This is a genomic window from Mariprofundus erugo (assembly GCF_005818865.1).
GTDB lineage: Bacteria > Pseudomonadota > Zetaproteobacteria > Mariprofundales > Mariprofundaceae > Mariprofundus > Mariprofundus erugo.
Map to the genome: position 1 here is coordinate 263,524 of NZ_VBRY01000001.1, position 13,408 is coordinate 276,931.

The following is a 13,408-nucleotide window of genomic DNA, read 5'->3' on the forward strand; positions in this document are numbered from 1 at the left end:
CTTCCGGGGGTTAAAAGCGTGGTCTGAAAGCGGCGACTGGCGGGCGATCACGGCAGAGACGGTGCTTCCGGAAGCTGTCGCCGATGCCGGGCAGGGCAATCACAGGCTGGTCAGCATGGAGTGTCGCGGTAGTATCGCGCGATGCGTTTTAAACTGTCAGGAGATTTTGAGCCCCGGGGTGATCAGCCGCAGGCGATTGCACAGCTGGTCCATGGGGTCATGGATGAGCATGCCCGCCACCAGACGTTGCTGGGTGTCACCGGTTCCGGTAAAACCTACACCATGGCCTGTGTCATTGAGCGGACGCAAAAGCCGACACTGATCATGGCTCCGAACAAGACGCTGGCAGCCCAGCTGTATGGCGAGTTCAAACAGTTTTTTCCCGATAACGCCGTTGAATATTTTGTCTCCTATTACGACTATTACCAGCCTGAAGCCTATGTGCCCCAGTCGGATACCTATATAGAGAAGGACTCTGCCATCAATGAGCAGATTGACCGCATGCGCCATGCCGCGACAAGGGCGCTGCTGGAGCGTGAGGATGTGATAATTGTTTCATCCGTCTCCTGTATCTACGGTCTGGGTAGTCCTGAGGCTTACGCCAATATGCTGCTCTATGTCGAGCAGGGTCGTGAAACGGATCAGCGGGCGGCAGTCAATAAACTGGTTGAGCTGCAGTACCAGCGCAACGATATGGATTTTCATCGTGGTACCTTCCGTTTGCGCGGTGATGTGCTGGAGGTATTTCCTGCGCATGCCGAGGATTTTGCTGTTCGTATCGAGTTTTTTGGTGATGAAGTCGATGCCATCTGCCGTTTTGATCCGCTGACAGGTCGTCGTATCGAGTCATTGCATAAATACACCATCTTCCCGAAAAGCCACTTTGTGACGCCGCGTGATCAGCTGCTGCGGGCGATGGATGCCATTCGTGATGAGCTGGCCGAGCGGCTGGCCGAGCTCTATGATCAGAACAAGCTGGTGGAGGCACAACGGCTGGAGCAGCGCACCATGTTTGATCTGGAGATGATCCAGGAGGTGGGTTATTGCACCGGAGTGGAAAACTACTCGCGTCACCTGACCGGTCGTACACCGGGTGAGGCGCCACCGACACTGCTCGATTATCTGCCCAATAATGCACTGGTGATGCTGGACGAGTCGCATGTCACCGTGCCCCAGATCGGGGGCATGTTCAAGGGTGACCGCGCCCGTAAGACCACATTGGTGGATTATGGTTTCCGGCTGCCATCGGCGCTGGACAACCGGCCACTGCAATTTCATGAATTTGAAGCGATTGTGCCGCAAAGTATCTATGTGTCGGCGACTCCCGGCCCCTATGAGTTTGAGAAATGTATGGGGGTGGTGGTGGAGCAGGTGATCCGCCCGACGGGGCTGGTCGACCCGCTGGTGGAGGTGCGCCCGGCATCGTCACAGGTGGATGACTTTATTTCGGCGGCCAGGCCTGTGATCGCGGCCGGCTGGCGTGTGCTGGCCACCTGCCTGACCAAACGCATGGCCGAGGATCTGACAGAGTACCTGACGCAACTTGAAATGAGGGTCCGCTATCTGCATTCGGATATCGATACGGTTGAACGGATGGAGATCCTGCGTGATTTGAGGATGGGTACGTTTGATGTGCTGATCGGCATTAACCTGCTGCGCGAGGGGCTGGATCTGCCCGAGGTGGCGCTGGTGACCATCTTTGATGCCGATAAAGAGGGTTTTTTGCGCTCGGAGCGTTCATTGACCCAGACGATCGGGCGGGCGGCGAGAAATGTCGAGGGGCGGGTGATTCTGTATGCCGATAAAGTGACGCATTCGATGCAGCGGGCGATGGATGAGACCGCGCGACGGCGTACCAGGCAGCTTGAATATAATGCCGCCAACGGCATTACCCCGCAGACCGTCCGTTCAGAGATCAAGGATGTACTCGGTTCAGTATATGAAATGGATTACGCTCATATTCCCGAAGTGGCAGAGCCTGAGCCTGTCACCGCCGGGGAGCGGCAGCAGCGTATGCGTGAGTTGGAGCGGTTGATGGCTGAAGCCGCTGCTGACCTGCGTTTTGAGGATGCTGCACGTTATAGAGATGAGTTGATTGGCTTAAAGGAGAACATGGATGGCTGAATGGCCGGTGATTAGCGAGAAACGGATTCAGCAATGGTTGGGCAGCATTTACAGTGCGCGTGGCAAGAGCTATTTTCAGCAGGGGCATGTCTTGCAGCTGGAGATGGATGACGGGCTGCTGATGGCAAAAGTCAGGGGCGGAGGCGTCACCCCTTATCAGGTGCATGTCCGCTTCGGCAATCATGAGGCGCTGGTCTCCAGCTGCTCCTGTCCGATTGGCGGTGAATGCAAGCATGTGGCTGCCGCTCTGTATGCATGGATGGAAGAGCAGGACGGTGCGCATGAAGAGCAGGCAGCCGTTGCCGCCCCCGCTCCGTTTGCATTTGCCCAGTGGTTGGGGGCGCTGGATCAGGTGCGTGACGGCAAGCCATCGCACGATGAGTTTCCCGACAGCACCCGGCAACGGCTGCTGTTTATTCTGCATCAGGATGGCGAGCGCAATGTAAGGCTGCAATTCATTGTGGCGCGTATGCTCAAGGGCGGCGGTTATGGCAAGGCCACGCCTTATAATGCGGCCAATATCCTGGGCAGCCATACGCCGCAATATATTCTCTCTTCCGATGAGCGGATTCTGCGCGAGGTGGCCATGGATCGTTCACTGGGCAGCCTGCATGGTTACCGGCTGCAGGGTGAGGATGGCCTGCGAATTTTTAAACGGGTGGTCGCCAGCGGGCGCTGTCACTGGCAGAGCAAGGAGGCCCCGGCCATCCGGCAGGGGGAAAAGCGGCATGGTGAGTGGCGCTGGCAGCTGGACGGGCGTGGTGATCAGTATCTGACGCTGGCCATGAGTGCCGAAGAGATTGTGGTGCCGACCTCTCCCCCCTGGTACCTCGATCTGCACAAGGGGGTATGCGGTCCGATCGAAAGCGGCCAGCCTGCTTCAGTGGCCGAGATTCTGTTGAATATGCCGGCTGTAGAGCTTGATTGTGCCGATGAGGTGCTGGCCTCGGTGAACCGGCAGTTGCCGGGGGCAGTGCCTGCGCCGCACCGGTTGCTGCATGAGCACCGTCGGGTCAGACCGTTGCCACTGCTGCGCCTGACCACGATTCGCCCTGAAACCCGCTGGTCCTACAGGAATCCAGAGCAGTTTCATGTCGCCAGTCTTTATCTTGATTATGATGGTATGCGGGTACCCTATACCTCCAGTCCGAAATCGATTCGCAGTATTCGAGGTGATCGGGTGATTGATTTTTCACCCGATTCCGTGGCCCACGCTGAAGCTGTGGATGCGCTCTCGGCCACTGGCCTGTTTCCACTGCAGGAACATCGCACTGCCGCCGCCGCGGATATTGATGAGAACCATTTCATTCTGACCGATGATGATCAGTGGCCGGACTGGATGCTTTATGAAACCCCGACACTGGAAGAGCAGGGGTTTCGTGTTGAGGTGATGGATGACTTTCCTTACCGCATGGAGACAGCAAAAAACTGGCATCTGCAGCTTGCTGAAGGTGGTGGCAGTCGCCTGATGGGGCAGGCCATGTTTACCGCTACCCTGCATGATGGCGAAGAGGTGGATCTGATTGATGTGCTGGCGCGCTGGGTTGGCAGTCAGCCGAATCTGTTGAGCGAAAGCTCGCTGGCCTCGATTCGCGAGCAGGCAAGCATTGCGCTGCCCATGCCGGGCGGACGCTTTCTGGCGGCGCCGGGTGAGGCGATCGCCAATATTCTGCACTATATGCTCGACCTGTTTGCCAGCGGTAGCGGCGCAGAAGCAAAGCTCAGTGTGCCCCAGATGCTGGCGCTGGAAAAACAGTTTGAAGGCGGTGATGTGCAGGTGTCGACGACGGCGTGGTTGCGGCAGATGCGGCAGCTGGCCGATATCGGCAGTGTGCCTGATTGCACGCTCCCGGTCGGGCTGAAAGCCACCCTGCGTGACTATCAGCATGAAGGTGTGAACTGGATGCAGATGCTCTGCCGTATGCAACTGGCGGGTATTCTGGCCGATGATATGGGATTGGGTAAAACGATTCAGGCACTCACTCATATCCTGATCGAGAAGGAGGAGGGACGCCTGCAACAGCCTGCGCTGGTGATTGCTCCGACCAGCCTGATGCACAACTGGCGGCGGGAGGCCGGCAAATTTACGCCCGATCTTTCTGTTCTCGTACTGCATGGGCCGGATCGGGCCCTGCGATTCGGTGAGATCTCCTCACATGATGTGGTGCTGACAACCTATCCGCTGCTGGTTCGTGATTTCGAGGTGCTCGAGGCTCAGCCATGGCATTTGCTGATTCTGGATGAGGCGCAGTACATCAAAAACGCCGGCTCAAAAGCAGCGCAGCGGGTGCGTCGCCTGCATGCATCGCACAAGCTGTGTATGACCGGCACGCCGATGGAGAATCATCTGGGTGAGTTGTGGGCGCAGTTTGATTTTCTCATGCCCGGATACCTGCATGACAAGCGTCTTTTCTCCCGTGTGTTCCGTAAGCCCATTGAACTGCAGGGGGATCAGGCACGTCAGGAGGCATTGCATATCCGTGTGCGCCCGTTTTTGCTAAGGCGCAGCAAGGATCAGGTGGCGCTTGAGCTGCCGCCGAAAACCGAGATTATCCGTTCTGTCGAGATGGAGGGGGCGCAGCGCGAGCTCTATGAGAGTGTGCGTCTGGCCATGCAGAAGCGGGTGCGTGATGCGGTGGCCTCGATGGGCGTGGCCCAGAGCCAGATTGTGGTGCTGGATGCATTGATGAAGATGCGACAGGTCTGTTGTGATCCGCGCCTGATGAGCGGTTTACAGGTCAAGCCGCCGGCCTCGGCGAAACTGGCGATGCTGCTGGAAATGCTGCCTGAAATGATCGAGGAAGGGCGCCAGATTCTGCTCTTCTCACAGTTCACCTCGATGCTGAAACTGATTGAAGAAGCGGTGTCGGGGCTTGGCATTGAATATGTCAAATTGACCGGCCAGACGCGGGACCGTGAATTGCCGGTGGAGCGTTTCCAGCGCGGTGAGGTGCCTCTGTTTCTGATCAGTCTGAAGGCTGGTGGCGTGGGATTGAACCTGACTGCTGCTGATACGGTCATTCATTATGATCCGTGGTGGAATCCGGCAGTGGAAGCCCAGGCAACAGACCGTGCTCATCGTATCGGTCAGGATAAAGCGGTGTTTGTCTATAAGCTGCTGACGGAAGGCACCGTTGAGGAGCGCATTCTTGAGATGCAGGAGCGCAAGCGTGAACTGGCGAACATCATCCAGCAGCAGGGCGGGGGTCAGGCTCCGTTGTGGACGCCGGAAGATATGGAGTCGCTGTTTGCACCACTGAGCTGATGATGCCATGCATCGTCCCCCGTCGCCTTTGACGGGAGTGCCAGCCATACGCCGGTCGCGTAAGCGTATGGCTGGCAAGAGCCGGGGTTATCGCCCTGTTCCCCCATGTCGGATTCATTCGATGATACCATCTTATTCTGTTCCTGATGACGCCGGGGATAGCACGGACTTTTTGCACTTGACATGATATTGATAATGATTATCATTTGCATCCATGGTTAAGCTGACATCACAACGACAAGCGTTGCTGGATTTTATTAACGCATCCAATCGCCACTGGGATGCCGATGAATTGGCCCGCGCACTTGCGGACGCTGGTACCCCGATGGGAATTGCCACGGTATATCGCGGGCTTGCCGCACTTGAGTCGGCCGGACTGCTCGATTCGATTCAGCTGGCCGACAAGAAGCGCTATGAGCGGGCGGACAAGGCACATCATGATCACATGATCTGTACCGATTGTGGTGCGATTGAAGAGTTTGCCCATCCGACCATCGAATCCCTGCAGCTGTCGGTCGCTGCAGACAGAGGTTTTACGGTAAGTGGCCACCAGCTGGTGATTTTCGGTCTGTGCCGTGGATGTAGCAACCAGGGCCTGTGAATGGCCCCCTGAGGAGGAGTCAAATGATAGCTTCACTGGTAATTGTGTTCAGGGAAATGCTCGAGATGGTGCTGGTGATCGGCGTGTTGATGGCAGCGACGCGCGGACTGGCCGGATCCCGCTTATGGATTGCCACCGGCTGTGTTGTCGGCCTGTTCGGTGCCGGTTTCTTCGGTATATTCATGGAGCAGATGGAATCTTCATTCGGCGGTAACGGTGAATTTCTGTTTAATGCGCTGTTGCTGTCGATGGCCTCGGTGTTGATTGCCTGGACCGTATTGTGGATGCGCCGGCATGGACGGCAGGCAAGTCAGCATATGCAGCAGGTCGGGCAGTTGGTAGGGCGGGGTGAATTGCCCTTTCTGTCGCTGGCGATGGTATCGATGGCAGCGGTCATGCGTGAAGGATCGGAGGCGGTCTTCTTCCTTTTCGGTGCTGCGCAGGGGGTGGCCGGCGATGGCTGGAGCATGTTGACCGGCGGTCTGCTCGGGGCGGTTGTGGCACTCTTCGTTGGCGGGATGCTCTATCTGGGCATGATTCGTATACCAGTGAAAGCACTGTTCACCGTTGTCGGCTGGCTGTTGATGTTGCTGGCAGCGGGCATGGCTTCACAGGCGGCATGGAACCTGGTGGCCATCGACTGGTTGCCGGCGATTGCTGATCCGCTGTGGAACTCGGCGGCACTGTTGCCACAGGAGAGTATGGCGGGTGAGCTGCTGCATGTGCTGATGGGCTATGATGAGGCGCCGACTGCGATGCAGGTGATGGTCTTTGTTCTGTCTCTGGCTGTCATGGGCCACTTCTACTACCGCAAGCAGGAGGCCGTGGTCACCATGTCACGCCCGCAGGTGGCCTGATCCGGGCTTATGGGGCGAGAGCATGTGAGGATTGAGGTGTGTCAGGGGCCCGAGTGCAGCGAGTGCGGAGGCCCTGAGTTGAGACGTGATCTGGCGGAGCTTGATATCGCCACGGCATATGGTCATTGCAAGGGGCTGTGCCATTATGCTCCTGTCGTTCATATCGACAGCCAATGTCTGGCCGAGGCCACCATTCCTGATCTGCTCGCCCGTCTTGGTCGCAACGGATGTGATTGATTTTCCGCCTCTGACGGGGGCGGAAATAGCGGCTGCGACGCACTGAAATATCGATTGCTTGGCTGAACCGTATGGCTGTCGCTATGATGGCGCCATGCGTTATTCCAACTGTTTTGTTCCTACCCTGCGGGATGTACCGGCCGATGCCGAGGTGATCTCCCATCAATTATTGCTCAGAGCCGGCTATATTCGCCGTGTTACCTCCGGCGTGTATGACTACTTGCCGCTGGCACTGCGAGTGCTGCGCCGTATTGAGGCCATCATCCGGGAAGAGATGGAGAAGGCCGGTGCCCAGGAGCTGCTGATGCCGATGGTACAGCCGGCCGAGCTGTGGGAAAAATCGGATCGTATGGCGAAATACGGGCCGGAGTTACTGCGTTTTAAGGACCGTCATGATCATGAGTCATGCCTCGGCCCGACGCATGAAGAGGTCATTTGTGACCTGATGAGTCGTGAGCTGCGCTCCTACAAACAGCTGCCGATCAATCTCTATCAGATTCAGAACAAGTTCCGTGATGAAATCCGTCCCCGTTTCGGTCTGATGCGCGGGCGTGAGTTCGTGATGAAGGATGCCTACTCTTTCCATGCCGATGATGAAAGTCTGATGGCTGAATACCGCAACATGTTTGATACCTATACGCGTATTTTCGATCGCCTTGGTCTTCGTTTCCGCCCGGTTGAGGCAGATACCGGTTCGATCGGCGGAAATGATTCGCATGAGTTCCATGTGCTGGCCGATTCCGGTGAGGATGTCATTGCCCATTGTGATGGTTGCGATTATGCCGCCAATGTCGAAAAAGCGGTCTCGGTGCGCAGTGTGCCGGCAGGTACTCCGGCAGCACTGGCCGAGTTGCATACGCCGGGTGTGACTTCGGCTGAAGATGTGGCGGCATTTGTCGGTATTGAACCGGCACTGTTGATTAAAACCCTGGTCTACCGTGTTTGCGGTGGCGAGCAGGATGGTGCGATTGTCGCTGCATGTGTGCGCGGCGATGATCAGCTGCAGGAAGTGAAGCTGATTCATGCGCTCGCTGCCGATGCTGTGGAGCTTGCTTCCGATGCCGAGATTGAGGCGATTGGCGGTGTCACCGGTTTTGTCGGCCCTGTCGGGTTGCAGCAGGCTGAGCTGTGGATGGATATCGGATTGCAGGGGGCCATCGGCATGGTGGCAGGTGCCAACCGGCGCGACCTGCATGTGACCGGCCTTGATGTGGCGCGCGATGTCGCACAGGCGCGTTTTATTGATTTGCGTGAAACGCGGGCGGGTGATCGCTGCAGCCATTGCGATGGCAGTATTGCACTTTCACGTGGTATTGAAGTGGGACAGGTCTTTGCACTGGGACGCCGATATACCGAACCGATGGAAGTGCAGTTCCAGAATCAGCAGGGCAAGCGCGAGATTGCCACGATGGGCTGCTATGGCATTGGTGTATCGCGCCTGATGGCGGCAGTGGTTGAGCAGTGCCATGATGAGGGCGGTATTGCCTGGCCGGATGTGCTGGCTCCGTTTACCGTGATTCTTGTTTCGATGGGGCAGTCGGATGGCGTGATGGAGGCATCCGGGGATATCTATCAGCAGTTGAAGCGTGCGGGTGTGGATGTCCTCTGGGATGAGCGCAAGGAGCGCCCGGGTGTGAAGTTCAAGGATGCCGAACTGATCGGTATTCCGTTGCAGGTTGTCATGGGTGATCGCGGTCTGGCTGAAGGTGTGGCCGAGTTCGGCCGGCGCGGTGGTGATCGTCGCGAGATCGCTGTGGCGGATGTGGTAGCTGAAACGCTGGCTGAGCTTGCCAGTGGTGGCAGGACTGCTGTTTGAATGCTGACGGGCTGACGCGATTATTGGGGGGGATCTCCCCCAAGTCGCTGCTGGCCGGCGTCATGGTGATCGGTTTTGTCGCCACCATACCGCTGTGGATGTACAGCACGGGTGAGGATCAGCAGCACATGGCACAAACCGCTGTCCGGCAGATGGTGGAAAAAAATATCGGCCTGCTCGATATTATGCCGAAAGAGAAGGAAGAGATGCGCCGGATGCTGGAGCCTGCTCCGGAGCCTGAGGAAACCGACTTCGAGCAGTCTGTCTGGGTCAAGGATATCGCCGGGGTGATTTCACCGTGGGTATCGGATGAGCAGGAGGCTGAGAGCATTGCCCGCTGGGTCTATATCTATAGCAAAAAATCGCGTCTGTCACCGGAGCTGATTCTGGGGGTCATTGCGGTGGAGTCGCAGTTTGATCATTTTGCAGTCAGCAATGTCGGCGCTGTCGGCTTGATGCAGGTGATGCCCTTCTGGAAGAAAGAGCTCGGACAGCCACAGGATAACCTGCTCAAGGTTGAAACCAATATTCGTTATGGGTGTGCCATCATTCGCCATTATCTGGACCGCTACAACTCACTGGAGCGGGCGCTGGCAGCCTACAACGGTTCACTTGGCAAGAATAAATATCCCAACAAGGTTTTTTCCAAAATGAAGCAGTTCAAGGCCATCGAGGCCGGGGTATAATCCTGCCTGTCGCCTGACAGCTGCCGCAATCAGCTGTAGTCAGCCCAGAACTCGGTTTTTGATCCCATGCTGCTGATACGCGTAATCAGTGCATCCACCGCCCCTTCATGGTCGGCGAAATTCATCCGGTCTGTCTGCACAATCAGCAGCGGTGTCTCCTGATAATGAAAGAAGTACTGGTCATAGGCGGTGATGATCTTTTCCAGATAATCCATGCGCAAGCCGCGCTCCATCGGGCGGTTACGGCGACGTATCCGGTCCATGATGATCTCGGGCTTGGACTGCAGGTAAATCACCAGATCCGGTCGCTGGATGTCGGTGCTGACAAGGCGTGCCACCTGTTCATACAGTGCCAGCTCTTCATCACTTAAGGTGACAGTGGCAAAGATATGGTCTTTGGCAAAGAGGTAGTCGCTGATCATCCCCTGCAGGAAGAGGTCCTGCTGCTGCAGGGCCTGCCACTGTTTCAGACGGGAGAACAGAAATGAGAGCTGGACGGAGAGTGCATGGCGGGAGGGATCCTGATAAAACAGCTCGATAAACGGATTGTCATCAATCTGCTCAAACAGGGGGGCTGAACCAAGACGGTCGGCCAGTCTGCGCGCCAGCGTACTTTTACCTACGCCGATGGCGCCTTCGATGGCGATGTGACACTGATTCAATGGGCGCCCGCGTGCATCCATTGCACTGCGTGTCCCGAGCTCCTGACGTTCTACCATATTTCCCCCATTGTCAGCGCCACTCCCTCATCCTGTTCAACTGTTGCCAATAGCGATGTCGCCGATTTCCCCAGCAACGGATGATGCCACTGCGGTTGAATATCGCAAAGGGGCCTGAGTACAAACTGGCGACAGTGCATATATGGGTGAGGGACGATCAGCCGTGGTTGCTCGATGATTTGAGTGCCCATGGCGATGATATCCAGATCAAGCGTGCGGGCGCCCCAGTGCTCCAGTCGCACCCGGCCGTGGCAGTTTTCGATTGCCTGCAGCGCATCAAGCAACGACAGTGGCGATAGTGCGGTGGTCACGGCGATGACGGCATTGTAGTAGTCCGGCTGGCCCGGCGGGCCGATGGGCGGCGTGCGATAGAGCAGCGATGAGGCAGTGACCGAGGTGTCGGGAAGTGCTGCGATGGCGGTGCGGGCACGGCGCAGTGTTGCCGGCGCATCACCAAGGTTTCCTCCCAGCGCAATCAGATATTCATTCATGCAAATGCCACCGCTCCTCCCCGTCTGGGATCACCACTGGCCTGAATGCGGTTGCGCTCATCCAGCGCAATGGCATGTACACCGCCAAAGTAGACGCTTTGTTGTTGCCATTCCCGGATATTCCACCCCAGTGCCTGCAGTGATTCGCGCAGCTGATCATTCATGTATTCGGGTTCACACTCAAGTCGCATCGCTTCGTTGTGCAGACGCGGGGCGTAAACCGCCGTTTCCAGGTCCTGTTGCAGCAGTTGATGGTGCAGCAGAACCTGCAGAATGGCACCACGCAGGCGGTTGGAACCGCCACTGCCAATCACCATGGCGGGCTGGCCATGGCGCAGGAAAATGGATGGCGCCATCATTGATGAGAGTGGTGTGCCGGCAGGCAGGGCATGGAAACCGAGGGGATTGATATCCTCTTCACCAAGCATGTTGTTCAGATGGATGCCACTATCCGGTACGACAATGCCGGATCCTTCACCATTGCTGCTGGTCAGTGAAACGGCCATGCCATCCTTGTCGATGATGCTGATATGGGTGGTGCTGCCATGGCGATTATCGGCCTCAGGATCGATTTTTCCGGTGTCGGCTGCATGACGCAGGCGATCGCATATGGCATCAGCGGACCGCTGTATGGCCTGTTTATCCAGTGTCTGCAGGGCAATATCCTGCTGGTATATGCGCGCATCAAAGGACTCTCCAGTGATGCCGTGATTGCGTAACATGCTTGCCGCACGCAGGCATTCGGCCAGAAGAACGGGGGCTTCCGCCTTTCCTTTGAGCTGATCAAATAACAGTGCAGCGCAGGTAAGCAGCAGACCACCGGACGACGGTGGCGGATTGGTCAGCAGCGTGCCGCCAAAGAGCGGGGTGGCCAGCGGTGTGCGGGTGGCAACCTGAGGCGCGCGCATATCCTCCATGCCGAGTAGTCCGTACGGGACACAGGCTCGTACAATGGCGCGAGCCAGATCGCCATGATACATCTCGTCAATGCCTTCAATCAGCAATAGCTCAAGTGTGTTGGCCAGTGCCCGGTTGCAGAAAAGATCGCCTGCGCCGATCAGTTCGCCGTGCGGTGCATGCAGGGCGGATGCCTCTGCCGTGTCGGTCACAATCGGTTGTAACATCTTCAGCAGCGAGGCCTGCAGGTGATTGAGCCGTATACCATTGCGTGCGGCGTCGATGCCGGGGGCCATGGCCTCGGCCAGTGGCAGTCGTCCGTGCTGGCGATGGGCATGGAACAGCAGGGCAGGCAAGGCCGGTGTGGCGACAGAGCCCTGACCGATATGAAAGGTTTGTACGGTATCACCGAAATCAATGGCAACAGGTTTGAGTAGCGCCTTGTAGCCGTCGGGCATGCGTCCTGAAGGCATGCGGGCAAAGCCGTCATAAAGCACCGATTTACCGTGACGATCGCAAAGCAGCAGAAAGCCGCCACCACCGGCGGAGGTCAGGGCCGGTTCTGCAATAAATGCCGTGGTTACTGCAGCAATGGCCGCATCGACAGCATTGCCGCCCATACGCAATACCGCTGCACCTGCATCAGCTGTTGCAGGGTGGCCGGCTGCAACCGTACCTCTGTTTAACGTACCATGGCGTTGCTGCATCGGCTTTATGTGCCCGTCTGATGGGTAATAAAGCCCTTGTTGGATAATTTGGATGCGATGGCTTTTTGCAGTTGTTCGGCCTTCAGTTGCGTAGGCGCGGGGCCTGCCCATACCGCGTGCAACTTGCCCCGGGTCACAACCTGAGCCTGAAAGCCGAGGCTGGTCAGTCGGTCTGCCAGCCCCTGAGCCCTGGGTTGCTCACTAAAGGCTCCCAGCTGGACATAATAGCCGTTTGCCGGCTGAGCCGGTTGTCTGGTGACCTGCCGGGGGGGCTGCCGTTCGTGGATCATCTCTTTAGCCGGACTTTTTTTCGCAGGCTCAGCCACCGGGGTGGATGGCGTCACCGTGGCGATTTTCTTCTCGGCAGGAGGCGGTATGACCTCGGCTTGTTGTGGCTCCGGCTCTGATGGCACCTCGGCCTCAGGCCGGGCTGCTACCGGCTCATCCTCATGGAGGCTGGTAAATGACGTGTTGTTGTCGAATGAGGGGAGAGAAAACTCAAACCATTGCGGTCGCAGCGAGGCGATAAACAGCAGGGCAATGCAGATGCCGGCAGTGATCCAGGCAATACGGTGTTCGGCCTGCGAAGCCTGCCAGTGGGTCGATTCTGACATCGTGACGTCAGCGGTTCAGCAGTTCATCAAGCTTGTTTGAAAAGCTTTCGAAGCGGAACGGTTTCTGCAGTACATTAAAACGTTTGCCGGGAAAACGCTCATACAGATCTTCCGGGTAGCCGGTGATAAACATGATACGTCCGAGAATGTCGGGATTGACCTGCTCGATGGAGCTGTAGATTTCATCACCGGATAGTTTCGGAATACGCACGTCGAGCAGCACCAGCTGGTACTGAGAGCCGGAGGTTGTCAGTTCAAACAGGCTTTGAACCGGATCTCCCATGGTGACAATTTCGCATTGCATGCCCCTGTTGCTGACATAGCGGTTCAGGAACGCTGTCAGAATGGACTGGACGGAATCTTCATCATCAATGATCAGGACCTTGATCGACAT

The 13,408-nt window shown here is 57.1% G+C and carries 12 protein-coding genes; 7 read left to right on the top strand and 5 right to left on the bottom strand.

The window, feature by feature from the left end:
• Nucleotides 1-141: 141 nt before the first annotated feature.
• The 7 genes from uvrB to FEF65_RS01255 all read left to right on the top strand — a co-directional run bounded on the left by uvrB (nt 142) and on the right by FEF65_RS01255 (nt 9,586).
• On the top strand, nt 142-2,124 hold the full coding sequence (gene uvrB, locus FEF65_RS01230; protein ID WP_138237954.1) for an excinuclease ABC subunit UvrB: 1,983 nt from the start codon (nt 142-144) through the stop codon (nt 2,122-2,124).
• Entirely contained in the window at nt 2,117-5,389 is a 3,273-nt protein-coding gene (locus FEF65_RS01235; protein WP_138237955.1) for a DEAD/DEAH box helicase, read from the top strand. Before uvrB ends, FEF65_RS01235 begins: the two co-directional genes overlap by 8 nt.
• Before the next feature lie 214 nt (nt 5,390-5,603).
• On the top strand, nt 5,604-5,990 hold the full coding sequence (locus tag FEF65_RS01240; RefSeq protein ID WP_138237956.1) for a Fur family transcriptional regulator: 387 nt from the start codon (nt 5,604-5,606) through the stop codon (nt 5,988-5,990).
• A 23-nt stretch (nt 5,991-6,013) separates the two neighbouring features.
• On the top strand, nt 6,014-6,847 hold the full coding sequence (locus FEF65_RS01245; protein WP_138237957.1) for an FTR1 family iron permease: 834 nt from the start codon (nt 6,014-6,016) through the stop codon (nt 6,845-6,847).
• A gap of 78 nt (nt 6,848-6,925) precedes the next feature.
• A complete protein-coding gene (locus FEF65_RS13325) occupies nt 6,926-7,084 on the top strand; it encodes a hypothetical protein (protein ID WP_161595147.1) in 159 nt (52 codons plus the stop codon).
• A gap of 94 nt (nt 7,085-7,178) precedes the next feature.
• Nucleotides 7,179-8,900: a proline--tRNA ligase gene (locus FEF65_RS01250; protein ID WP_138237958.1), complete on the top strand. Its 1,722-nt coding sequence runs from the start codon at nt 7,179-7,181 to the stop codon at nt 8,898-8,900.
• Complete coding sequence (locus tag FEF65_RS01255; RefSeq protein ID WP_138237959.1) at nt 8,897-9,586, top strand: lytic transglycosylase domain-containing protein; 690 nt, start codon at nt 8,897-8,899, stop codon at nt 9,584-9,586. Before FEF65_RS01250 ends, FEF65_RS01255 begins: the two co-directional genes overlap by 4 nt.
• 29 nt (nt 9,587-9,615) lie before the next feature.
• On the opposite strand, the gene FEF65_RS01260 is transcribed toward FEF65_RS01255, so the two are convergent.
• The 5 genes from FEF65_RS01260 to FEF65_RS01280 are packed head-to-tail and all read right to left on the bottom strand — an operon-like array spanning nt 9,616 to nt 13,408.
• A complete protein-coding gene (locus tag FEF65_RS01260) occupies nt 9,616-10,305 on the bottom strand; it encodes a deoxynucleoside kinase (protein ID WP_138237960.1) in 690 nt (229 codons plus the stop codon).
• Nucleotides 10,299-10,796 carry a 2-amino-4-hydroxy-6-hydroxymethyldihydropteridine diphosphokinase gene (folK, locus tag FEF65_RS01265; RefSeq protein WP_138237961.1) on the bottom strand — a complete coding sequence of 166 codons (498 nt, stop codon included), beginning with the start codon at nt 10,794-10,796 and terminating at the stop codon, nt 10,299-10,301. The genes FEF65_RS01260 and folK overlap by 7 nt, the downstream gene beginning before the upstream one ends.
• Nucleotides 10,793-12,400 (bottom strand): gamma-glutamyltransferase, encoded by a 1,608-nt coding sequence (locus FEF65_RS01270; RefSeq protein WP_138237962.1) that lies wholly within the window; start codon nt 12,398-12,400, stop codon nt 10,793-10,795. Before FEF65_RS01270 ends, folK begins: the two co-directional genes overlap by 4 nt.
• A 5-nt stretch (nt 12,401-12,405) precedes the next feature.
• On the bottom strand, nt 12,406-13,014 hold the full coding sequence (locus tag FEF65_RS01275) for an SPOR domain-containing protein (protein WP_138237963.1): 609 nt from the start codon (nt 13,012-13,014) through the stop codon (nt 12,406-12,408).
• A 7-nt stretch (nt 13,015-13,021) separates the two neighbouring features.
• The gene (locus FEF65_RS01280; RefSeq protein ID WP_138237964.1) at nt 13,022-13,408 is read right to left on the bottom strand and encodes a response regulator; all 387 of its coding nucleotides are present in this window, start codon (nt 13,406-13,408) and stop codon (nt 13,022-13,024) included.

What these genes read in the sequence shown, in the direction of transcription:
- uvrB (WP_138237954.1), top strand. Translation starts at nt 142, where the DNA reads ATGCGTTTTAAACTGTCAGGAGATTTTGAGCCCCGGGGTGATCAGCCG.
- FEF65_RS01280 (WP_138237964.1), bottom strand. Translation starts at nt 13,408, where the DNA reads ATGTCGATCAAGGTCCTGATCATTGATGATGAAGATTCCGTCCAGTCC.
- FEF65_RS01245 (WP_138237957.1), top strand. Translation starts at nt 6,014, where the DNA reads ATGATAGCTTCACTGGTAATTGTGTTCAGGGAAATGCTCGAGATGGTG.
- FEF65_RS01250 (WP_138237958.1), top strand. Translation starts at nt 7,179, where the DNA reads ATGCGTTATTCCAACTGTTTTGTTCCTACCCTGCGGGATGTACCGGCC.
- FEF65_RS01260 (WP_138237960.1), bottom strand. Translation starts at nt 10,305, where the DNA reads ATGGTAGAACGTCAGGAGCTCGGGACACGCAGTGCAATGGATGCACGC.
- FEF65_RS01270 (WP_138237962.1), bottom strand. Translation starts at nt 12,400, where the DNA reads ATGCAGCAACGCCATGGTACGTTAAACAGAGGTACGGTTGCAGCCGGC.
- folK (WP_138237961.1), bottom strand. Translation starts at nt 10,796, where the DNA reads ATGAATGAATATCTGATTGCGCTGGGAGGAAACCTTGGTGATGCGCCG.
- FEF65_RS01240 (WP_138237956.1), top strand. Translation starts at nt 5,604, where the DNA reads ATGGTTAAGCTGACATCACAACGACAAGCGTTGCTGGATTTTATTAAC.
- FEF65_RS01275 (WP_138237963.1), bottom strand. Translation starts at nt 13,014, where the DNA reads ATGTCAGAATCGACCCACTGGCAGGCTTCGCAGGCCGAACACCGTATT.
- FEF65_RS01235 (WP_138237955.1), top strand. Translation starts at nt 2,117, where the DNA reads ATGGCTGAATGGCCGGTGATTAGCGAGAAACGGATTCAGCAATGGTTG.